Source organism: Pandoraea sp. B-6 (genome assembly GCF_000282835.1).
Taxonomy (GTDB): domain Bacteria; phylum Pseudomonadota; class Gammaproteobacteria; order Burkholderiales; family Burkholderiaceae; genus Pandoraea; species Pandoraea cepalis.
Map to the genome: position 1 here is coordinate 115,309 of NZ_KB290495.1, position 23,414 is coordinate 138,722.

17 protein-coding genes are annotated in these 23,414 nt (G+C 64.9%); 7 read left to right on the forward strand and 10 right to left on the reverse strand.

Annotated features, from left to right (window positions below; genetic code table 11):
- Positions 1-333: 333 nt before the first annotated feature.
- The 4 genes from astE to A985_RS28065 all read left to right on the forward strand — a co-directional run bounded on the left by astE (position 334) and on the right by A985_RS28065 (position 5,160).
- Positions 334-1,389 carry a succinylglutamate desuccinylase gene (astE, locus tag A985_RS0104600; protein WP_017232231.1) on the forward strand — a complete coding sequence of 352 codons (1,056 nt, stop codon included), beginning with the start codon at positions 334-336 and terminating at the stop codon, positions 1,387-1,389.
- A 523-nt stretch (positions 1,390-1,912) separates the two neighbouring features.
- Positions 1,913-3,526 carry a hypothetical protein gene (locus tag A985_RS0104610; protein ID WP_017232233.1) on the forward strand — a complete coding sequence of 538 codons (1,614 nt, stop codon included), beginning with the start codon at positions 1,913-1,915 and terminating at the stop codon, positions 3,524-3,526.
- Positions 3,527-3,656: 130 nt separating this feature from the next.
- Positions 3,657-4,835: an AI-2E family transporter YdiK gene (ydiK, locus tag A985_RS0104615; RefSeq protein ID WP_017232234.1), complete on the forward strand. Its 1,179-nt coding sequence runs from the start codon at positions 3,657-3,659 to the stop codon at positions 4,833-4,835.
- A 127-nt stretch (positions 4,836-4,962) separates the two neighbouring features.
- Positions 4,963-5,160, forward strand: a complete 198-nt coding sequence (locus A985_RS28065; protein WP_157211350.1) for a hypothetical protein — start codon at positions 4,963-4,965, stop codon at positions 5,158-5,160.
- A gap of 154 nt (positions 5,161-5,314) precedes the next feature.
- On the opposite strand, the gene fahA is transcribed toward A985_RS28065, so the two are convergent.
- Complete coding sequence (fahA, locus tag A985_RS0104620; RefSeq protein WP_017232235.1) at positions 5,315-6,598, reverse strand: fumarylacetoacetase; 1,284 nt, start codon at positions 6,596-6,598, stop codon at positions 5,315-5,317.
- A 100-nt stretch (positions 6,599-6,698) separates the two neighbouring features.
- Positions 6,699-8,018, reverse strand: coding sequence for a homogentisate 1,2-dioxygenase (gene hmgA / locus A985_RS0104625; protein WP_017232236.1), 1,320 nt, complete (start codon positions 8,016-8,018; stop codon positions 6,699-6,701).
- Positions 8,019-8,131: 113 nt separating this feature from the next.
- On the opposite strand from hmgA, the gene A985_RS0104630 reads away from it, so the two are divergent.
- Positions 8,132-9,040 (forward strand): LysR family transcriptional regulator, encoded by a 909-nt coding sequence (locus tag A985_RS0104630; RefSeq protein WP_017232237.1) that lies wholly within the window; start codon positions 8,132-8,134, stop codon positions 9,038-9,040.
- Positions 9,041-9,062: 22 nt separating this feature from the next.
- On the opposite strand, the gene A985_RS0104635 is transcribed toward A985_RS0104630, so the two are convergent.
- The 8 genes from A985_RS0104635 to dps all read right to left on the reverse strand — a co-directional run bounded on the left by A985_RS0104635 (position 9,063) and on the right by dps (position 21,347).
- A complete protein-coding gene (locus A985_RS0104635; protein ID WP_026131656.1) occupies positions 9,063-12,431 on the reverse strand; it encodes a hybrid sensor histidine kinase/response regulator in 3,369 nt (1,122 codons plus the stop codon).
- Between the two features lie 44 nt (positions 12,432-12,475).
- Positions 12,476-13,150 carry a response regulator transcription factor gene (locus A985_RS24250; protein WP_017232239.1) on the reverse strand — a complete coding sequence of 225 codons (675 nt, stop codon included), beginning with the start codon at positions 13,148-13,150 and terminating at the stop codon, positions 12,476-12,478.
- 210 nt (positions 13,151-13,360) lie between these two features.
- Positions 13,361-13,870, reverse strand: a complete 510-nt coding sequence (locus A985_RS0104645) for a hypothetical protein (RefSeq protein ID WP_017232240.1) — start codon at positions 13,868-13,870, stop codon at positions 13,361-13,363.
- 474 nt (positions 13,871-14,344) lie between these two features.
- Positions 14,345-15,196 carry a sulfite exporter TauE/SafE family protein gene (locus A985_RS0104650; RefSeq protein ID WP_232424518.1) on the reverse strand — a complete coding sequence of 284 codons (852 nt, stop codon included), beginning with the start codon at positions 15,194-15,196 and terminating at the stop codon, positions 14,345-14,347.
- Positions 15,197-15,412: 216 nt separating this feature from the next.
- Positions 15,413-16,711: a CaiB/BaiF CoA-transferase family protein gene (locus A985_RS24255; RefSeq protein ID WP_017232242.1), complete on the reverse strand. Its 1,299-nt coding sequence runs from the start codon at positions 16,709-16,711 to the stop codon at positions 15,413-15,415.
- A gap of 248 nt (positions 16,712-16,959) precedes the next feature.
- A complete protein-coding gene (gene corA, locus A985_RS0104660; RefSeq protein ID WP_017232243.1) occupies positions 16,960-17,937 on the reverse strand; it encodes a magnesium/cobalt transporter CorA in 978 nt (325 codons plus the stop codon).
- 75 nt (positions 17,938-18,012) lie between these two features.
- Positions 18,013-20,718, reverse strand: a complete 2,706-nt coding sequence (locus tag A985_RS0104665) for a bifunctional acetate--CoA ligase family protein/GNAT family N-acetyltransferase (RefSeq protein WP_017232244.1) — start codon at positions 20,716-20,718, stop codon at positions 18,013-18,015.
- Between the two features lie 143 nt (positions 20,719-20,861).
- Positions 20,862-21,347, reverse strand: a complete 486-nt coding sequence (gene dps / locus A985_RS0104670) for a DNA starvation/stationary phase protection protein Dps (RefSeq protein WP_017232245.1) — start codon at positions 21,345-21,347, stop codon at positions 20,862-20,864.
- Between the two features lie 747 nt (positions 21,348-22,094).
- On the opposite strand from dps, the gene A985_RS0104680 reads away from it, so the two are divergent.
- Complete coding sequence (locus A985_RS0104680; protein WP_017232247.1) at positions 22,095-22,622, forward strand: spore coat U domain-containing protein; 528 nt, start codon at positions 22,095-22,097, stop codon at positions 22,620-22,622.
- Positions 22,623-22,655: 33 nt separating this feature from the next.
- Positions 22,656-23,405, forward strand: a complete 750-nt coding sequence (locus A985_RS24260) for a molecular chaperone (protein ID WP_017232248.1) — start codon at positions 22,656-22,658, stop codon at positions 23,403-23,405.
- The last annotated feature ends 9 nt before the right edge of the window (positions 23,406-23,414 follow it).

The window sequence follows — 23,414 nt, forward strand, 5'->3', positions numbered from 1 at the left end:
CGGCGTCGACATCGGCCGCATCCGCCGCATGGCCCTGCCACACGACATCGCCCGACATGGGATCGAGCGCGCGGAATTCCGCCCCGTTGGCAGTGCGCCAGACACCTTCGACGTACAGATCGGTCATGAACGGCAATCCCCAAGGCCACGCTCGATGGAACGGCGTGCGATGCGGATCATGATGACACGGATTCGACCGCCGGAACAATGTGCGCATGCCGGACGGACCGGCAAAACCGCATGTACAGGGCGTTGCCCTGCATGGGCGACGTGATACACCGAACCGGCCAACGACGCGCATAAAATACGAGTCTGCATTTCTGGAGATCCTTCATGATGACCGACGCCAATCGTTCGGCCCTGCGCCACTGGCTAAGCGACGTGCGCGAATCGCACGACAGTGTCCCCAGCGAAGGTATCGAGCCCTGTGGCGTACGCTGGCAACGCCACGCTGAAGGGGTGCTCGAACTGACACCCGCCGACGCGGACCAGGTCACCGGCACGCTCGACGCGCGTGGCGGTCAACGCTTCGACGCCATCCTCTCGTGCGGGATTCACGGCGATGAAACCGCCCCGATCGAGATCGTTGACGGCATTCTGCGCGACATTGCCGACGGCCGCCTGACGTTGCGCGAGCGTGTGCTCGTCGTACTTGGCAACCCGGACGCCGTACGTGCCGGCAAGCGTTATCTCGAATACGACCTGAACCGGCTGTTCCAGGGCGCTCACGCCAAGCGTGCGGAGTCGCCCGCCGTGCAGCGCGCGCGTGAACTCGAAGTGATCGTGGCGCAGTTCTTCGCCGAGACGCGCGACGCACGCCGCCTGCGTCGGCACGTGGACATGCACACGGCGATTCGCGCGTCACTCTTCCCCCGCTTCGCGGTGGTGCCGAGTCCGCCGCAGCGTCCAGCAAGCGACGACTGGATCGAGACACTTGCCGCGGCCGATATCGAAGCGGTGATGTTGACCGAGCAGCCGTCCGTCACGTTCTCGTATTACACCTGTGCGAACTTCGGCGCCGAGAGCTGCACGCTCGAGCTGGGAAAAGTCGCGCCTTTCGGGCAAAACCGTCTTGACGATTTTGCCGGCATCGACGCCGCCCTGCGCCGTTGGTTGTCCGGCGCGCAGATGGGCAAGCGCGATGACGGCAAGGTGCCGCGCGCCCGACGCTTTCGCGTGGCCGCCGAGATCGTGCGCCGCACGGACGCATTCGTGCTCGACGTCCCGGCCGACACACCGAACTTCACACCCTACGTGGCCGGCACCGTGCTGGCGCGCGACGGCGAGACCACCTATACGGTTTCGCATCCGGAGGAACGCATCGTGTTCCCCAATCCCGATGTCGCGAACGGACTGCGTGCCGGGGTCATGGTCGTGCCCGATGCGTAACGTGTGACGCAAAGCACGGTCAATGCCTGATCGCGCATCGCGGACTGGCCTGAAGCCACTACGCAACTTCGCGAATGAACGACTTCAAACGACTGTTCAGGCGTGGCCGTCAAGGACAGACGGGGGTAGCATCGCCCGCTTCATTTCGTCCCTTCCTGCCTGAGGCCCGGCAACTTGCCGCCGGCCTAGTCCTGCCCACGACGCCATGCTCCGCAACTGCTTCTCGTGCCTTCCAACCATCCTTCTTGCGTCCGATACCCCGCTCGCCACCACCGAGGTGACCGACGCCGGGCGACGCGAGCCCGTCACCCCGCTGGAGGAGGATTTCGCGCGCGCCCAGCAAGCTGCCGCGCAGGCCAGCCTCGCGGCCGGGTCGCCGACCGCGCCCATGACACGGACGTACGCGTGCCCGAGCCCAGGCGCGCTCAGAGAGTCTGCGGAGTTCGCACCACGCCCCGTACTTCGGACGTTCTCGGCACCCCCCACCCCGACGCGGCCGTCGACAGTCGACGCTCCCACCTTCATGATCGACATGTACGCGGGACCGGGTGCAAGCCGCGCGCTACGCATCTTCGATGCGCTATGGCAGGAGGTTGCCTTGCCGGCCCTGAATGCGTTGGGTCCGCCCGCCGTCACCAACGGATGGCGCGCCCCACGCACGCCGCTGGCGCCGCCTTGGCCTGAGGGCCTGCCAGCGCCCGTCGACATGGCGACGCAGCCGTGGCACGACACCTTGCACACGCATCTGCATCGCCAGGCCCGAACGCTTGCCCTCCATGGGTTCGACGTTGACGACGTGAGCGATCATCTGGAAGCGCTCTTGCGCGAGCAGCGACCGGTGTTCTCCTGGCGCGCGTTCTGCATCGGCACCCTGCGCGACGCGCTGCCGTTCGCCGTCGGCTCGACGCTCGCCTCATTGTTGACTGAGACGACCGATCCCACCCGTTCCCAAGCCACGTTCTGGCCGCCGATGGCCGCACTGGCGATCGTGCTGATCAATCTGCTCGGCACGGCGGGCTTCAACGTGACCCAGCGGCAGTACCGCAACCGGATCGCGCGCACGACGCCGGCGCCTGACCTGGAAGGACTGAGCGCGATCCTCTCGACCCCTTATCGGGCGGCCTTTGCACAAGTGCTCGGCTTCGTGTTTTGTTACGGAGTGCTGCGCAATGGGGCGCGATACGGCATCGAACGCGGCATGTCACGCTGGTTTCCCGGGATTTTCACCCGGCGATTCGGCGACACCCTCCACGCGGCGCTGGAAATTCCACTGGCGCCCGTCCCAGGATTGACGCTGTTGCCGATCATCCACCAGTTGGGCACGAGTCGGCATAACGCCAGCCTGCAAATCCTCACGCAGGACAATCTGGCCGAGTTGCTGATCGAGGCCGCGCGACGTGAACCCGACGACCGGGAAGCGCCCGCAAGTCTGCAGGCGTTCGTCCGCGATGTCCGTGGCATGCTTCGCTCTGCCCCGCCCCGGCTCATCTGGTTCGCGCTCACGGCCACGTTCTACTACCTTGCATGGATGGGCGACGGCTCGGCGCACGGCCATGGCCGCGACAACGCGACGCGATGGGACGACGGCGCCAATGCCCTGAACGCCACGCAGCTCGCGCCTGACGAAGATTCTCCGAGTCTGGTGGAAGACGCTCATGTCTTTGCGGTGCTCAACGTGCTCTACGGTCTCATCGGCCTCATCTTCTCGATCGGCCACAGCGCCGCGCAGCGCGAGGACATTCGCACTGCGCACGAACGTCGTGCGCCGCGACCGAAGATCAGCACCATCACGGTGGTCACGATCGCCGACTCGGGGGTATCGTCGGCAAGCGCCATGTCGATGCGCCCCAACAGCCCGCACGGGGCCGTGACCGGGGAAGTCAATAACAACAAGGTCCCAACGCCGCCACGCGCCATCCGCGCCCTCCCCGCCCCGCTCGCATCGCACACCGCTTCGCCACCCGTCGCAGGCGACCGCCACGTCGATGACGGGCACGCGAGCCTTCGCCCGCCGGGTTCGCGCCGACACGGCACGACGACGGCGCCCGGCGCGCTGAGCCCACCGCTGCGCCGTACAAGGTGGCCCAGCGCATCATCCGACGACGCTGACGAGCCCCGCGAAACAACACCCCTGTGAGGCGCCTGCGCGGCGCACTTGCCGTGCCTGCGCAGCCGTGGCATGGTGCTTCTCACCTGCACACTTCGTGCAACCAGTACGTCCGGACGCGTGTTGATGCGCGTTCGCCCCCCTGCCTGTCGGAGCGCCCATGCTTTCCACCACCCCGAGCGAACTCGCCCGTAACCTGCTCGTGATTCTCGTGCTCAGCCTGCTGATGATCGGCACGTTATGGGTTCTGCTCCCGTTTCTGCCGGCATTCATCTGGGCGGTGACGATCGTCGCGTCCACCTGGCCATTGCTCGTTGGCCTGCAACGCCGCCTGTGGGGCAAACGGTGGCTCGCCACTACCGTCATGATCTTCGGCATGCTCGTGATCGTCGTCGCGCCGCTGTCCGCCGCGATCGGCACACTGATCGGGCACGCGTCCGACATCAGCGAGCAAGTGCACTCCATCGGGCAACGGGGCCTGCCGATGCCGCCCGACTGGCTGATCCGCATCCCCGTGGTCGGCCAACGCGCCAGCGAAGAGTGGCAGGCGCTTGCAGCGGCGGGCCCCGGCGGTCTCGTCGCGCGGATTCAGCCTTATGCCGTCAAGGCGGCGACGTGGGGATTCTCCAAGCTGGGGTCGATCGGCCTGCTCGTGGTTCACCTTGGCCTCACGCTGATCATCTCCGGCATTCTCTTCATGCAGGGAGAGCGTGCGGCGCGCGCGCTGATTCGCATGGCGCGGCGCCTCGGCGGTGATCGGGGAGAAGAATCGGTCCGGCTTGCCGGAATGTCGATTCGCGCGGTGGCGCTCGGGATCGTGGTCACGGCCGTGACGCAGTCGCTGCTCGGCGGCCTCGGCCTGTGGCTGACGGGGGTGCCGCTGTCAGGCTTCCTGACGGCGCTGATGCTGGTGCTGTGTGTCGCCCAGATCGGTCCGTTCCCCGTGCTGCTCTCGAGCGTGGCGTGGCTCTACTGGCAGGACAGTCCGACGCTCGCCACGCTGCTGCTGGTGCTCTCGGTCTTCATCGGCATGCTGGACAACGTCATGCGACCGATGTTGATCCGCCGGGGGGCCGATCTGCCGATGACGTTGATTCTCGCGGGGGTGCTGGGGGGCATGTTGACGTTCGGGATCGTTGGCCTGTTCGTCGGGCCGGTGATTCTGGCTGTGACCTATACGCTGCTGAACGCGTGGATCAACGAGGGGCTGGCCCGTCCGCCGATGTCGCCGAGCGGCGCACCGGCGGCGCCAACGTCCGCCGCGGTGGCGCCGGAGGCGTCGCCGACTGGCGCGGTGGCGCCCAAGCCCCCGGCAGTGCCGGACGACAATCATCGATGATTGCCTCGGTCTGCGACGGTGGGCTGTCACGCCCAACGGACGCATTTTTCGGATTGCTTCACCTGTCGCCGCTCGCCGCGACGTGGCTAAATACTTCCCGTCCTCACATGAATACGGGAAGTATCAAATGTCACACGCTACCGCCTCCCCGCTACCTGTTGCGCGCGCACAGCGCTCGCCGCGCGTGCCGCGCCGAGCCCGCCTCGGCGACCCGCCGCTGTTACGCCGGGTCGGCAACGAACTGACTTATACGCCCACGCGTTGCCGCGTGAGTGCAAGCCTGATCGTCGGCCGCATCAATCCGTGGTGGCAACGACTGTCGTAGGCGCACCTCGATCACACTCACCTCTGCGAGATTTCGCCAGGGCCATAAACGACAAACGCGCCGCCCGGAGAACCGGAACGACGCGTCGCGGGTGCATCCGTCAATACGCCCGGCAAACCTCCGGGCACACGTTCGCACCTCACGCCGATCGCGCTTATCTCGCCTTCGCGGGCAGGATCTGACCCGAGACCTCGCCGAAGCCCACGCGGTAACCATTCCCCTGGCACCAGCCGGCGATCATCACGGTATCGCCGTCTTCGATAAACGTGCGCTTCGCGCCGCTGGCCAGCGTGATCGGGTTCTTGCCGTTCCACGTCAGTTCGAGCAGGCTGCCGAACGAGTCCGGCGTCGGGCCACTGATCGTGCCAGAGCCCATCAGGTCGCCAACGCGCACATTGCAGCCCGAGACCGTATGGTGAGCGAACTGTTGCGCCATGCTCCAGTACATGTGACGGAAGTTGGTGCGGCAGATGGACGTCGCCTGCGCATCGCCGTCGGCTTGCATCAGCACTTCCAGCGCGATGTCGAAGGCATGGTTGCCCTGCTGCTGCAGGTACGAGACCGGCTGCGGATTCTGCTCGGGGCCGGCCACGCGGAACGGTTCGAGCGCTTCCATCGTCACCACCCACGGCGAGATGGACGTGCCGAACGACTTCGAGTTGAACGGACCGAGCGGCACGTATTCCCACTGCTGCAGGTCGCGCGCCGACCAATCGTTGAGCAACACCATCCCGAAGATGGCCGCTTCGGCCGCGTCCACGCTCAGGCTGTCGCCCAGCGACGTGTCACGACCGACGATGAAGCCGGTTTCGAGTTCGAAGTCGAGCTTGCGGCACGCGTCGAAAATCGGGCGCGGCGCATCGGGCAACTTGATCTGTCCGTTCGGGCGATGAATCGGCGTGCCGCTCACGACCACGGAGCTGGCCCGACCGTTATAGCCGATGGGGATTTCCAACCAGTTCGGCAGCAGCGCGTTGGCCGGATCGCGGAACATGCTGCCCACGTTGGTCGCGTGCTCTCGCGACGAATAGAAGTCGGTGTAGCCGGGCACTTGCACCGGCAGATGCAACGTGACCTGTGCGAGCGGCACAAGTGCCTGAGCCCGCAACGCGGCGTTTTCACGCAGGGCGGCATCGCCGTCCACGGCGAGCAGCGACGTCAGGCGCGCGCGCGTGGCGCGCCACGCCGCGCTGCCCAGTGCCACGAACGCATTGATGGCGGGCTGCGAGAAGACCGTCGCGCCACCGGCCTCGGCGACCTTGAGCACGCCGGCGGCTTCGAGCGCCGCCAGGTCCAGTACCTGATCGCCAATGGCCACGCCAACACGCGGCGTCGGTTGCGACGCGGTGCTGAACACGCCGTACGGCAGGTTTTGCAGGGGGAAGTCGGTCACGCCAGTGTTGGCGGACGCGACCCAGCTTTGTGGGAGTGCTGACATAGGGAATTCCTCGTTTGAGACAGCGCATCGGCCGGCGCTGCACCATCGAAGGGTGCGGCCGGCCGTGTCAGGGGTTGGCGACGTTGCGACGCGAGGCCGCTTACTTCTGGTTCGGGTTGAAGTGCTTCTTCAACCCTTGCCAGCAGGTGTAGTAGTTGTCCTGCCGCTGCTTGGTCTCCAGCGCGAAGCGTGTGGGGCGGATGATCGCCGGCGTCTCGAACATGAACGCCATCGTCGCGTCGACCTTGTGCGGCTGGCTCGTGTCAGCGGCAGAAGCCTTTTCAAACGTGTCCGCATCGGGGCCGTGGCCCGTCATGCAGTTGTGCAGACTGGCGCCGCCCGGCACGAATCCCTCGGCCTTGGCGTCATAGACGCCTTGGATCAGCCCCATGAACTCACTGGCGATATTGCGGTGGAACCAGGGCGGGCGGAACGAGTTTTCCATCGCCAGCCAGCGCGGCGGGAAGATCACGAAGTCGATGTCGTCAACGCCCGGCGCATTGCTTTGCGATTGCAGCACCAGGAAGATCGACGGATCCGGGTGGTCGAAGCTGATCGATCCGATCGTGTTGAAGTGACGCAGATCGTACTTGTAGGGCGCATAGTTGCCATGCCAGGCCACAACGTCAAGCGGCGAATGACCGATGTCGGCACGCCACAGCGCACCGCCAAACTTCGCCACCAGCTCGAAGTCGCCTTCGACATCCTCATAGGCCGCCACGGGCGTGAGGAAGTCGCGCGGATTCGCCAGGCCGTTCGAGCCGATCGGACCGAGATCCGGCAGACGGAACAACGCGCCATAGTTCTCGCATACATAGCCGCGCGCGCGGCCATCGGGCAGCGTCACACGGAAGCGCACGCCACGCGGCAGCACGGCGATTTCGTAGGGCGCCACGTCGAGCACACCGAATTCCGTCGCAATCCGCAAACGGCCTTCCTGCGGCACGACGAGCAACTCGCCGTCGGCGTTGTAGAAGAAGCGGCCGTCCATCGACCGGTTCGCCGCGTACAGATGAATGCCGCAACCGCGCCCGGCATCCGGGCTGCCGTTGCCGGCCATCGTCACCATGCCGTCGACGAAATCGGTCGGCGCCTCGGGCATCTGCAGTGGGTCCCAACGCAACTGGTCCGGGGGCGTCGGCACGTCGTCGAAACGGCTCAGCCAGCGCGACGCAGCGACGGCGGTGAACGGCTTGTGCATCGCGGCAGGACGAATGCGATACACCCACGAGCGACGGTTATGACCACGCGGTGCCGTGAACGCCGTGCCCGAGAGCTGTTCCGCATACAGGCCGTACGGCGCACGCTGCGGAGAGTTCTGCCCGACAGGCAGCGCACCGGGCAATGCTTCGGTCGCGAACTCGTTGCCAAAACCGGACAGGTAGCCCAGCTCCCCCTGTATTTGATCTGCTTGACGCATAAGTAGCCTCGTCTCCTGATGTCGAATGGAAATATTGTCCGACAAGCGATGACATTTTGCGATATAAATAGACGAATCCACTCTATTCATAACGCGAATAATATCGCCGCCTCATGATTTCCTTACGCGACGTCGATTTGAACCTGTTGGTCGTCTTTCAGGCGGTACTCACGCATCGGAGCATTTCTCAGGCCGCACGCGAATTGGGGCTGTCTCAACCCGCAGTCAGCAACGGGTTGGCCCGCCTGCGGCAGACGTTCGACGATGAACTCTTCACACGCACCGGCGCGGGCATGCAACCCACGCCGTTCGCCGAGGCGCTCGCCGAGCCTGTCTCGGTGGCCCTGGCCGGCATCTCGCGCGCCATTAATCACCGGGAGGCGTTCGATCCGGCGAGCAGTCAGCGGGAGTTTACGTTGGCAATGACGGATGTGGGGGAGGTGTACTTCATGCCGACGCTCGTCGATCTATGCACCCGGCTTGCGCCTGGGGTACACCTGCGCACCGTCCGAACGACGTTGCCCGACCTGAAGGACGCCATGGCGTCGGGGCGCATCGACCTCGCGGTGGGCGCGTTCGACGATCTGACCGGGCCATTTTTCCAGCGCCGGTTGTTCCGTCAGCAGTATGTGAGCCTGTTCCGCATCGGCCACGCGCTCGACACGCCGCATGCAGGGCTGGCGGAATTCCAGGCCGCACGCCATCTGTTCGTCGCCACGGGCGACAATCCTTATGCGCGCGTGAATCAACTGCTGGCGCAGGCCGGCTTCGGGGCCGACGCGAATGTCTGGGTCCCCCACTTCATCGCCGTGCCGTACGTCGTGAGCGTCAATGATCTCGTGGTCACCGTGCCGCAGAAGTTTGCAGAGCGTGCCGCCGCGCCGTTCGGGCTGCGCTTCGTCAAACCGCCGCTCCGGCTGCCCGCGCTGCAAACGAATGTGTTCTGGCACCGTCGCTACCATCAGGACGGCGGGAATCAGTGGCTACGCCAATTGATTTCGGAGCACTTCGCCGAGTCGTGACGACGAGCGCCTGACGCTGCCGTCAGGCGTCGTTGGCAATGGCATGTCCCTGCGCACGCAGCCAGTCGTTCCACGCGGCGTCGAGCACTTCGAACGCCGATTCCATCTGTCCGACGGACGCCTGGGGCGCCAGATGCTCCACCTGCGCCGCGAGCGATGCCAGCGAACTCAGCCCGAATGCCATGAAACCGCCCCGCAAACGATGCGCGGAATGACGGAGAGTGTCGCGCGATGGGTCGACCAACGCTGCCCGGCAATTGGCGATGTCCTGATCGGCAATCTTCACGAACGTGTCGAGCATGTCGGACAGCGGTGGCCGCCAGTCCTTCGCCGATGTCGAGTCGGAGGACGGCGTCGGTCCGCCGTCGATCAGGTCCGATGACGCTGGAAGCGGCGCGATGTCCACGCACAGCGAGGGATAGCGCGCCCGTATCCGTTCAATCACGCGCAACAACGAGCGCGCATCCACCGGCTTGTAGACGATGGCGTCGAACGGGGACGTCTCGTCGCGGTCGGTGCGCATTGTGACGTCGGCCGTCGCGACGATCACCGGCACATGGGCCGCGCGCGCCTTGATCTGCGTAGCCAACGCATGCCCGGAGAGGTGCGGCATGTTGGCATCGGTGATCACCAGCATGTGGGATTCCGCATCGAACGCGTCAAGTGCCTCGCGCGGGTCGTGATAGCAATCGACCATCGCGCCCAGTCCTTCCAACTGCCGGGACAGCAACATGCCGCTGATCGGATGATCGTCCGCGACAAGCACGTACCACCCGGCCAACGGCTTGATACGCGCCTGCGCGCCGGGGGCGCCCGGCAAGTCACCGCTCGCGGCAAGCCCGGGCGCCGACACGAGGCCGAGCGCATCCCAGAGCTCCGCCTGCTGGAACAACGCGATGTCGCGCGGCCACGCGGGGGCGCTGCCGGCCGGACGATCGGCCGGCGTCGAGCGCAGCAGATACACCTCCGAGCCCGCCATACCGCGCACCGGCCATTCGTCGGCAAACATGAGCAAGCCCGCGTCCTGAACGCGGCCACTGCCCGAAGACCACGATACCGCGTCGTCATATCTGACCGGCAGGTAACCCGCCCGACGAATCAATGCGTCGAGATACGCATGGCGGCGAGCGAGTCCGCTCACATACGCAAACGTCTCGCCTCTCCCGACGACGGGCAACATCTCGCTGTCCGACGCCCAGGGCAGACGGAGCGTGAAGCGCATTGTCGTGCCCTCGCCCTCCTGACTGTCGACCTGCAGCACGCCGCCGAGCATACCCACGAACTGATGCGAGATCGCGAGCCCCAGGCCGGTGCCGTGCTGCATGCCCGGCTCCGACGTACTCTTGCCGAACGGCCGGAACAAGTCCGCCAGATCGGCAGGCGCAATGCCAACGCCACTGTCGCTGACCGTGAAGGCCACGTCACAGCCCTGAGGGTCAGTGCGCGTCACCATGGCGCTGAAGGCGACGTACCCTTTCTCGGTGAACTTGATGGCATTGCCGACAAGATTTGTCACGACCTGTCCGAGTCGCAGCGCATCGGTATGCACGGCACGCGAGAGCTGCGGGTCGATCATCCAGTCCAGCGTGAGTCCCTGCAACCGCGCACGGCCCGTGAACGACAAGCCGATGGCTTCGAGCTCCTTGAGCAACAAGCCATCGCGGCCATTCAGTTCGAAGCGACCGACCTGAATCCGAGAATAGTCCAGCAGATCGTTGATGAGATCGAGCAGATTGCGCGTCGAGCTTTCCATCACATCGACGTAATACCGATGATCTTCGCCCAGACGCTGCGCGCTCAACAGTTCAAGCGACGCGAGCGTGCCATACAACGGCGTACGCATTTCGTGGCTAACGGTCGTCAGGAAGACATCCTTGGCGCGATTGGCGCTCTCGGCGGCAAGCCGCGCCTTGCGTTGCTCCAGTTCGAAGCGGCGTTGCTCTGTCACGTCGGACAGTGTGGCGATGAGCACCGACTGTTCACGAAAGACAGTATCGACGAAGCTCACGGCGTAGTGACGCTCGCCGGCGTCGTCGATCGCGCTCAGCAAACGCCGCACCGGACGCGCCACCACACCGCTGTGCAGTTGGCGGTACATGCGCGTCAACTCGCCATCGCCCAGATTTCGTAGCAAATCGACGGTGCCCGCATACGCAGGATTGCTCATCACCACACTGGGCTCGAAGGGATCGATGATCGCCATGCCGACGGGGGCCGTCTCGATCAGGGTTTGCGTGAAGGCGTCTCGTTCGAGCAGGGCCGTCGTACGTCGACGCGCCGGCTCGATCATGCGTTGGCGCATGTAGCGCATCCCGGCGTACACGGCGGCCGCATAGAGACACAACAGCAACGTGGCGCCGATCAACAGCGTGGCATTTTGCTGCAGTAAATCTATCGGACGAACGGTATACCGGACGAACCACGGCGACGACGCCGGATGACGCTCGAAGACCAGACGCTCGCCGTCGTAACGCACCGCCATTTGCGCGTCACCAAAGAGCGGCAACGTGGCGAGCGTACGCAAATGTCCCAACGACGAGAGCGACGCGCCGGCGCTTGCCACCACGAACCCGTCCGCCGACACCAATTGGAGGGCTTCGCCCGTGTGCTCCAGCGTTCGCAGCCGCGGCGGCACAATGCTGTCGGGCGCCATGGTGGTGCCGACGTAGGCCATCAGATGACCGTCGAGATCGCGAATTGGCACGAAGCTCGAGACCGCCGTCAAACCGGAAAGTGCATTTTTGTAGTTGTAGGTCCAGAACGGACCGTCGTTGCTCGTGGGACGACGCGCGGCATAACGCTCGACCTTGTTGATCTCGGCGAGCGTCGCGTTGGTGTCACGCGCGAGATCCGTCGCGCTGACGGGCTGCAGGTCGAACGACGTACGGCGAGCGGCAAACGCGCCGTCCGCCGAGATGATGAAGGTTTCGTCCTGCCCACCCAGCGCACTCCAGAAGTTGGCATCGAGAATCATCAACCGAAGGGTGAGGCGCGCCAATCGCTGCGCTCGCTCAGCCGGGATCTCCGCCAGCTTGACAATCTGGAAGTCGCCATCGAACCCCACGCCGGCAACGCGCTTCGCCGTGCCGACCGGCATGGTAAGCAGCGGGCCCAGAATCCGATCGGTGAGTGATTGTGTAACACCGCCCGGACGAACGTTGCTCGCCAGTGCGGCTTGCGCCATCGTACTGGCCTGCTCGTTGAAAATTTCGACGTCGCGGATCTCGTGGCCCACGGTCGCGAAGAACGTCGCCGTCTTCTGCCCCCCTTGCCAGACCATGCCGAACAACGCGTAGGACACCACAGCGACCCAGACCGACAAACCAAAAAGCAGGGCCAGCAAGCCACCGATACGAAGCAGGCGGCCTGCAATCGCGATGTCACGCGTCATCGTCGCATCGGACGCGGACGCCAATGTCGTATGTCGAGTCAAACTCAGACGGCGCTCGGCATTTCGACTTCGCCGTGACGCGAAAACTGAACCGGGCTCGAGACGTGCAGCTTGAACAGCTCCATATCGGTACGGCAGCCCAACTTGCTCATCGCCATGCGTTTCTGATTGTTGATCGTCTTGGCCGAACGCTTGAGGGCATCGGCAATCTGCGACACGTTCAGACCGTCCAGGTACATGCGCAGCACTTCCATTTCCTTCGGGGAAAGCGGACGGCGAGCGGTCGGCTTGCGGCGCATCTGCTCTTCGAGAATCTGCTCGGCGCGCCCCCCCCGATAGCTCATGCCACGTCGGCAACGCTCCACACACACCGTGATTTCGCGCAGATCGTCGGACTTGGTCATCACGCCCAGCACGCCGCAACTGTCGAGCGCGTGGATGATGGCCGGTTGTTCGATCGAGGTGAACACGATGATCTTGACGTCCGGATACTTGCGACGCACACGATTGATCATGACCAGGCCGTCGCCAAAGGTGCCGCCGGGCATGCAGTAGTCGGTAATCAGCACGTCGACCGAATTCGTCTCCAGTGCCTTGAAGAGCTCGGTCGAGTTGGTGACGGGCGGCAGCACGTGGAAACCCGGATCCGGGGACAGCATTTCACGCAGTGTCGAGGCGATGATCGGATGATCATCCGCGATCAGAATTTTTACCATCATTTTGCAGAATCCTTTTAAAAGAAGTCAGCCGTGGGCGCGCGCGATCCTTCGCCGTGTCTACGCGTCATGGCTTCCCAAAAGAGGAATGTGGGTCGAGCCAACACACTCGGTGGTCACGAAGGCGTAACCGCGTTACTACTGTGGACGCCGGCAGGCCGCGACCCGGCGGCGCATCGCCACCTCCGGCCCGGTGCGCCGGAAACGTCATCGCTATCCGGCAACGCCGGCGGCGCCCGCACCCTCGACCGTCGTCCAGCCAGAGCACGTCTTGTGGCCCGTCAAGCGCGCTGCGCCAGTGCCCATGACAGGCTTGACGCAATAGCGAAGGCGCACGCCGCGCAAACCCGCCGACGGCATCATCTCGCGTGCTCGTGCGACAACGCGAATACGCGTCGGTCCCGACGCCGCTTCCCATTGATGCACGCTGTGGGTCTCAGGCCAATCGGCCATCCATCGATACGTCCCGCTCACCACCTGACCGACCTTCGGCGTGGCACTCATCGCCACGGCGGCGGCGACCGGCCGCATCCGCGTTTCAACCACACGCGGGGCCGCAGCCAGTTGCGCTGCCACCGACGGCGGCGTGCCGACGCGTTCCGACGCCTGCCCCGCCGCCGACACACCCGGTGTCGATGCCTGGTATTCGCTGCATCCCGCGAGCCACGTCATCAGAAGGGCGCCGCTCAGGCGTGTCAGCGTAGCAAAAGTGAGGTGGCCCATGACTCGCTTGGCACTCGAACAGCGGAACGAGGAGGACGCCGAAGCGTCAACGTATGTCGTGGTCATCGATGCAAAGCCAATCGACATACCGCGTGACACTTCAACGTCACGCGCTGATTTGCGACCAGCAGAAATATAGGATAAATCTACAAAATCCAGCCATTTTGGATCTCCTTATGGGAAACATCCTAGTCCAAATTAGGCGGATTACCGAATGCGAGGCGCGCAGCGCACGCAATATGCGGCGCCTCCATGCGGGAACAACTCGGATTACGTACCCGTCATGCAAGCACCACGTCTCAGTGGACAACCGGGCGACGGAAAGATTCATTCCATGCATTCCCGGGATGTCAACCACGATGGGTACGCAGCGGGTACGAGAATGCAAGTGACGTCGTGAGTCACTCGCAAGGCGTAGCGATTTTTGAAGGATCTGCGTGTGCCGCGCGATGGCACAACCGCCGCTGCGGCATGTCAGACGCCGAAGGCTTTGGCGAACATGCCCAGGGCGACCGCGGCCATCAGTGCCGAGAAGATTTGCTGCAGTCTGGACGCCGCGATGTGCGGTGTCAGGGCGCGCCCGAGCAGCATGCCGACGATGCCGCCAACCACGAACATCCACCCTTGGGGGCCCGGATGCATGCCGTTCCACCAGGCGTTGGCCACGGTGCCCGCGGAAATCAACGCGATGACGAAAAGCGACGTCGCCACGACGCCGTGTACCGTGATGTCGGTGAAACGCCGCAACGCGGGGACGATCACGAATCCGCCCCCCACGCCCAGCAGTCCCGACGCGAAGCCCGACACCGCGCCGATGAGGCCGAGCGTGGCGGCGACGCGCCGCGTCCAGTGCAACCGTCCCGTCTCTGGATTCATTCGGCATGGCGGTTGCGGCGCGGCACCGGCCGACGCCGCCAGATCGGTGCCTTTATCGGTGCCCGCTGTCCCGGCGCGCGACGCGCGATACATGCGCACCGCCACGACCATCATTGCGATGGCGAAGAGTCCAACGAGCCAACGTTCCGGCAGTCGGTGAGCCATCCACGTGCCGAGCGGCGCCACGGCGACCCCGATCCCGGCCATCAGCATTGCCGCGCGATAGCGCACGAGACCGACACGCAGTCCATGGGCGCTCCCCACGGCGGCACTTGCGCCTACGGCGAGCAGGGCCACCGGGCCGGCCTGCGGCACGCCCCACCCCAGCCCGAAGACCAGCGCCGGCACAGCAAAAATGCCGCCTCCCGCACCGGTCAAACCCAGCACGAGGCCGACCGCGGCCCCGAGCAAAGCAGCCATCGGGGAAGCACTCAGAAAATCTAGGGACATGGCAAGGAATCCAGCGGAAAGCGACTTGGCGGCCCAAATCACTATTAGTCATATGCTTATGACCATGGATTATATAGAGTCTACAAACAACGGAAAAGTCCCAATCGGTGGGGGAATCGCGAGGCCTGATGCGTCAAGCAGGCAGGGCAAAGCAGGCAACGTCATTCAGACGTCGCCGTACCGGGAAGCGGCAAGCCGCAAACAACGATGGAAAGGTTACCCGCCTTGTGGCGGTTCATCGCGCCGGGTCGAAGGCCCATCCGCGGCATCGAGTTCGGCGAGGATATCGCACGTATGGGCCCCTGGCGCAGGCGGATCCTGATACGTGACCGGGCGCTGGCCATTAAGCCGGACGGGCGAAACGATGGTGTGAGTCGTCTCGCCGCTGGGCAACACCACCGGCCGCACCCAGCCCATATGGGCCACCTGCGGATCGGCCAGAACACGCGAATAGGTGCTGATCTCCGTACATGGCACGCCCACGGCAACCAGCCGGGCGAGCCACTCACTGCGATCCTCCTGCACAAACACGGTTTCCAGCACGTCGCGCAGCGCAGCTTGATGGCGCGCTCGCTCGCGCGCGTTGACGAAACGCGAATCGTCGAGCAGATCGACGCGATGCATCAGCGCGCAAATCGCCTGCCAATGCGCTTGTCCATCGAGATCCATGCCGAAATAGCCATCTCTGGCCCGAAACGTGGGCCACGGTGCCGACGGCCCACCGAAGCGCGCGGCCTCCTCGTCGTCAATTGCCAGCGGCGAAAACTTGCTTCGTGGGGCGGCCCCCGCCCCGCCGTATCGATGCCGCTCCGTACCCTGCGCAACATCGGAGGCGGCGGCCGACGCCTCCCCGGGCACCAACCCGGCGCGCTGCGCGGCTAGCGCGCCCTGCTCACCCGCGTGAAGTGACGCGATGGCAAGCGTTGTGCCGAGCATCGGCACGTCGATGTGAACACCGCGGCCTTGCTGTTTGGCAGCGACCAGCGCCGAAGACACGGAGAACGCGGCATAGAGTCCCGCGGCCAGATCGGCGACCGGCAAGTCGCGGGGCGGCTCCAGCCCCCCCGGCGACGCCCCCAGCATGCCTCGCAACGCGTCGAGCGCTGGCACGCCGGGCTGCGGCGCCGCGCGCGGGCCATCCTGACCAAACGCGGAGATCGACACGTAGACCAGGTGCGGCTGTACGGCCGACAACGCGTCGTAACCGAGCCCGGCGCGCGCGAGCGTTCCCGGTGGCAAACATTCGACGACAACGTCCGCGCCACGCACCAGCGAATGGGCAAGGTTGCGGCCGTCGAGCGTGAGCAAATCGAGTGCGACGGAGCGCTTGTTGCGCCGCAGGCCGACCTGGGCCGATGCGCCGAGCGGACTCGAGTTGTCGTTGGCATTGTCGTCGACCGGATCGTCGACCAAGATAACGTCTGCGCCCATGTCGGCCAGCAACAAGCCGCAGTAAGCAGCGGCCGCGCCACGACTGAATTCGATGACGCGGATCCCCGAGAGTGGTGCGTTCAATATCTGACCCCTATTTGCCTGGCGTTTCTTGTTGTTCTCAACCCTTGGCAACCGTCTGACGCGGCGTTCACGCATTCTAGAGCAAATATTCCACGCCGGTCACGGCAGAAAATGCGGCATCCACGAGGCGCGTTGCCACCGGGCAACAGGGCTGCCGAAGGGGACATCGCAACATGCGTCTGACATAGACGCCGTGCATGGGGACGTACAGGAAACGCTCATATCGGCGCCCGCTCGCGGCCCCGTCGTCACAGCCAGCCGGCCTTGCGGAACTTGACGAACAGCAGCGCATCGATGGCGATCATCACGGCAATGCACAGGGGGTAGCCGTACTGGAACTTCAGTTCGGGGATATCGGCGAAGTTCATGCCGTAGATTCCCGCGATCATCGTGGGCACGGCGAAGAGCGCCGCAAATGAACCCAAGCGCTTGGTTGTCTCGTTCTCAGACAGCGAGATCATGCCGAGATTGACCGACAGCGCGGTCGTGACCATTTCGCGCAGCAGATCGATATTCTTCGTGATGCGCTGAAGATGGTCGAAGACGTCGCGAAAATACTCTTGCATGCCGCCACAGAGCTTGGGCGCCATCGCCCCGAACAGCTTGCTGACCGCCTCCATCAGCGGCACGCAAGCGTGCTGCAGTGTAATGAGCCGGCGCTTGAGTTGATACAGGTCTTCGATGATCGCGCGTCCCTTCGCGGGGGCATTCGGCGTGAAGATCTGCTCCTCGATCGCTTCGAGCTGTGCCTCGAGTTCGTTGAGCACCGGGAAGTAGCTATCGACGATGGCATCCATGAGCGCGTAGAGCACGAAGATCGAGCCCTGACGCAGCAGATTCGGCTCCTTCTCCGCGCGGGCCCGCACGATGCCGAGCCCCTGCGTGGCGTTCGAGCGCACCGACAGCACGTAGTTGTGCCCAGCGAAAATCGCCACCTCGCCCGTCGAAAAATCCCCGTCGGCATCCTTGTTCAGCACGTGCAGCACGGCGAACAGCGAGTCGCCGTACTGCTCGATCTTGGGTCGCTGGTGACCGTGCTGCGCGTCTTCGACGGCCAGGTCGTGCAGACCGAACTCATGTTGCATCTGCGACAATTCGCCGGGCCCGGGGTCCTTGAGCGCCACCCACACGAAGCAGTGCGGGCGCTGTAGATAGTCCGAGATTTCATCGGGATGCAGATCGGCAATCTTGCGGCCATCCTCATAGGCCACGCAATTCACTAGCATTCGTCTTCCTGGTCTAGGCGACCGCCCTGCCCCCGGCGCGAGCCCGGGACACCGTGAGCGGGCCGGCCTCGACCGTCACGCCCCGCGGGTGTCCTGCGCCTGCGCCGTGCGTTGCAGCGGCAGCCGGATATGAAGGACGCCCGCCTCCATCTCCTTGTCCTCGACAAAGCCGAGATGACGGGCGAGGGTCAGCATACGCGTATTTGCCGTGAGCACATAGCCGATCAGTTCCCCGGTGCCGCGCTTGCGGCTGTAGTCGACGATATGCTCCATGAGCGCCCGCCCGAGGCCGCGCCCTTGCGCCTGAGGGCTCACTGTCACGGAGAACTCGGCCACCGTGTTGTCCGGATCGGCGAGCGCCTGCACCACGCCGAGCAGACACGCGTTGCCCGCTTCGTCCTTTTCCGTGGCGACGAACGTCATCGCACGGTCGTAGTCGATCTGCGTCACACGTGCCATCTGCGAATGCGACAGTTCCTTGATCAGGCCGAAGTAACGGAACTGCACGTCCTGTGGCGTGAGCGTGTGGAAGAATGCTTTATAGGCCGGCTCGTCCTCCGGCCGGATCGGACGCACCCGCACCGGCCTGCCTCCCGCATCCACGGTAGACTCCAGTTCCTGCGGATAGGGACGGATCGCCAGGCGCCCGTGGCCCGGCAAGGCAGGCGGCCGCACCACGATACGTGCGTCGAGCGCGAGCACGCCGTGCGCGTCGGCGAACAACGGATTGATGTCGAGCTCCGCGATCTCGGGCACGTCGCACACCAGTTGCGAGAGCTTCACGAGCGTGAGGTAGATGGCTTCGTGATCGGCAGCCGGTCGGTTGCGATAGCCGGCGAGCAGCTTCGCCACGCGCGCGCGCGCCACCATGTCGCGCGCGAGATTGAGGTTGAGCGGCGGCAGACCGATCGTACGATCGGCGATCACTTCCACCGCCGTGCCGCCCTGCCCGAAGAGCAGTACCGGACCGAACACGTTGTCCGTCGCCACCCCGACGATCAATTCGAACGCCTCCGCGCCGTTGGCCATGCGCTGCACGGAATAGCCCGTTACGCGCGCCTCCGGCTTGGCCGCGAGCGCACGCTTGCGAACCTGGCACGCCGCCTCGCGTGCCTGCTCGGCCGATTCGATATTGAGCACCACGCCGCCAACGTCCGACTTGTGCGTGATGTCCGGCGAAATCAGTTTGACCGCGACCGGGAAACCGATCCCTTGCGCCAGTTCGCCCGCTTGCTCGGGGGTCGTGGCGACGAGCGTCTCCACGACCGGAATGCCGTACGCGGCCAACACGCCCTTCGCTTCGGGCTCGGTGAGCAATGCCCGGCCCTCGCCCATGGCGCGCTCGACCATTGCGCGCACGCGGGCCACGTCGGGCGCGAAACCGGGCGGGATCGACGGCGGCGTTTCCATCAGCAGCGACTGGTTGCGACGATAGTTGACGGCTTCCAGAAACGCGCGGGCGGCGTTCTCGGGCGTGTCGTATGTCGGCCATCCGGCTTCGCGGCAAATGCGCCGCGCACGCTCGGCCGTCTCACCGCCCAGCCAGCACGTGAACACGTTCTTCGACGGCTTCGGCAGCGCGGCAAGGCCGTTCGCCACGTCCAGGCTCGGCATGACCGCCGTGGGCGCTTGAATAAACAGCACGGCCGCCGTGTCGGGATCTTCGCACAACGCTTCCAAGGTGGCCGTATAGCGCGCCAGATCGGCATCGCCGCCGATGTCCACCGGGTTCACACGGCCGAGCGTTGTCGGCAGCACGGCGTCGAGGGCGGCGCGCGTCTTGTCGGTCAGATGTGCCAGCTTGCCGCCATCGAGCACGAGGGCGTCGGTGGCCATCACCCCGGCGCCACCGCCGTTGGTCATGATCGACAGCTTGTCTCCGTAGAACGGGCGCAGCCGTGCCAGCGTCTCCACCGCCGCAAACAGGTCGTCGGTCGTGTCGACGCGCAACATGCCCGCCCGCCGGATCGCCGCGTCGTAGACATCGTCCGAGCCCGCCAGTGCCCCTGTATGCGACGCTGCGGCTTGCGCGCCTTCCGGCACCCGCCCCGACTTGATGACGACCACCGGCTTGTTGCGGGCCGCAGCACGTGCGGCGGACATGAACTTGCGCGCGTGCCGAATCGATTCCATGTACATCAGGATGGCGTCCGTGCCGGGATCGCTCGCCAGATAGTCGAGCATGTCGCCGAAGTCCACATCGGCACTGTCGCCCAGCGAGACGAAATGCGAGAAGCCGATCTCGCGCGCATCGGCCCAGTCGAGCACCGCCGTGGTGAGCGCGCCCGATTGCGACACAAAGGCGAGCTTGCCCTCGCGCGCCCCCATATGTGAGAAGCTGGCGTTCAGCCCGATACCGGGACTGAGCAGCCCGATGCAATTCGGTCCAAGGACGCGCAGCACATGCGGCTTCGCATGCTTGAGCATGCGCTCCTGTAGTGTCACGCCGTGGCGATCGCGTTCGCGGGCAAGCCCCGAGGTCAACACCACGACGGCACGCGTGCCGCGATCGCCGAGCTCACGAATCAAGTCGGGCACGGTCGCCGGCGGCGTACAGATCACCGCCAGATCGGGGGCGTGCGGCAATTCGCCGATGTCGCGATAGCACTTGAGATTCGCGAGCGTCGAATACTTCGGGTTGACCGGATAGATCTCGCCCCTGAAGCCGCCGTCGATGACGTTTTTCAGCACCGTCGTGCCCACTCGCCGCTCGCGCAGCGACGCACCAATCACGGCAACCGACTTCGGCGCGAACATCTGGCTCAGATTACGCGTGGTCATGGAAACTCCGGGTGGATCGAGAGGAACGCATGCGAACGCGCGCACCGGGCATGGCCGGGGCGCGCGTTCGTTGTCGCTTCGCGGGCAGGCGGTCTAGCGGGGCTGCGACCGGGCTCCCGCAAGGGCGCCCGTCGTCATCGCCATTAGTCGCCCCGCAGGTGCGCTTCGACCTTCCAGAGATGGTCGTCCACGCCACGCGAGATTTCCGTGAAGACGTCCGACGTCGTAGCGTCGCCGATCTCTGCCGAGGCGTCGATCAGGCCGCGAATGATCTCGCCGTAGGCCGCGAGCGCTTCGGCCAGCGCGGCCGCGTGATCGAGACCGCGTTTGAATTCGTTCTTGTAGACCGGCAGTTCGGTCTTCTCGGCAACGGACTTCACGCGACCGTCGGCCACACCGCCAAGGGCAACCAGGCGTTCCGCACACAGGTCGGCCCATTCGAGGGCCGCGTTGTAGACGTCGTCGAACAGCAAGTGCAGCTCGATGAAGCCCGGACCGTGCACGTTCCAGTGCGCTTGCTTGGCCTGCCGCTGGACGTCGATGCCGTTGACCAGTCCGCGATTCAGCAGGTTGACCGATTCGATACGAATCTTTTCACCGAGGGTGTTACGCGTATGATTCAGAGCCATTTCACACTCCTGACGTCTGGCAGCCCGCGGGCTGCCGGGGAAGGCGTCGGCATCGGGGCGTCGCAGACCACCCCATGCGGACGAAGGGAACCGCGCAAGACTCGGCACCTCGGCGTGACCACGTCAGCCGATGTCCGAGCGGGATTGCGACGCGCCGTGCGTGACGCCCCGCAACGTGAAGCCTGCCATCACCGACGACACCTACAGGCACAGGGGCCGCAGCGCGATGGCCTATATCACTCCGTTGGCGCAAAGGATGTCCGATGCATAGCACCAAGTCATTCTAGAGACTGCTTACTTTCGAGATCAAGTGAAATATGCGCGTCGTCGAGTGCCATCCTCACGCGCTTTGATTGACATCATCGCGCCGCCATTTTCTCGTCGCGCCAGCACTCGCCTCCGCGGGAATTTCGCCTTGCCAACGCCGCCAGCAACGAGGCAACCGCTCATCCATGGGATGAAACTTGCGCCATTGCGTTCCCCAGACGATGTCGACGGGGACAGCGCCGTGCGCACTGCGTCATGCTGATACATGCGCTTTGCGCGTATTCGGTCGATACGTGACGTGCGGCGTCCCGCCGTGAAGATGGGATGATTCCGAAAGCCTTTCGTCAACGCCGAAATCAGGCAAATACCTTCATAGACTACGTAAAAAGCGGCCGCGAAGGACGTTAGAACAGACGCGATTTGCGTAGTTCCCGAGTCTCACTTCCGCAACCTCCCATAGGACTCCAAAGGAGAATGACGATGCATCGATCTCTACTGTGCCTGGCCCTTTCCGGAATCGTCTACCTGCTGGCGCACGGCGCGCCGGCACGCGCCGCCGTCTATACCAACGGGTCGGCGACGGCGCAAATGCGAGTGCAATTGACGATTCTCCCTGGCTGTACCATTGCCGCCACACCGATGACGTTCAACGCGGTGCAGGGATCCGCGACCGGACCGGTGGCAAGTACGTCGTCGCTGAGCGTGACCTGCACGGCGACGACGGGGTACAACATCGGGCTGAATGCCGGTACGGTGCCGAACTCGACGGAGGCGGATCGTCTGCTGGCGGGCACCCTCTCCGGCAATACCACCACCATTCCGTTCGGCCTCTATCAGGACGCCGGCTACGCGACGCCGTGGGGCAACACGCAGGGGGCGAATACGTTGAGCGATTCGGGCACCGGCGCGGTGAAGGTGCATACGGTCTACGGACAAGCGACGCTCTCGGCCACGATGCCGGCCCCGGACGTCTATTCGTCGACGGTCACCGCCACGGTGTACTTCTGAGAAACGGGATCGATCATGCGCCCAAGAAGCCCCATGCGCCCCGCCGTTCGCCGCCCAACGGCCTACGCTTGCGGCGGCGCGTTCGTCGCGCTGTTGACGCTGTACGTGACCGACGGCAACGGCGCCACGCTGCAAGTCTCGCCGGTCATCGTCAATTTCCTGCCCACGCAGCCGGCCACCACGCTGACGCTGGGCAACTCCGGCGACGTGCCGATTCACGGTCAGCTCCGGCTGTTTGCGTGGACGCAGCGCCATGGCGACAACGTGCTCACCCCGAGCGACGCGCTCGTCGCCAGCCCGCCGATCCTGCGCATCGAACCCGGCGAGCGGCAGATCGTGCGGCTCGTGCGCATGGCGCAGGTCGCCGAGCCGCAAGAGCAGAGCTACCGGCTACTCGTCGACGAACTGCCCTCCACCGGTGCCACGCCGGTCGAGGGCATCTCGATCCGCCTGCGTTACTCCTTGCCGGTGTTCGTGCAGGCAAGCGATGCGCGGGCGCCGTCGTTGCGCTTCGATGTGCGCATCACCCAAGGCGAACTGGAGGTGCACAACGATGGCGAACGGCATGCGCAACTTGGCGCCACGCGCGTGCTGGACGCCTCCGGGCGCAGCGTCCAGTTGACGCGCGGCCTGCTCGGTTATGTCCTCGCGGGGCAGACGCGCCGCTTCGCCGTGCGTTGGCCCGCTGGCGCCCCGCCAGTTGCGCCGTTCACGGTCGAGTCGCGCGTCGACGCCGTACCGATGCGCTTTGCCGCGGGCACCGCGTCGGATGGCGAGCGCTAAGCGTGTCCG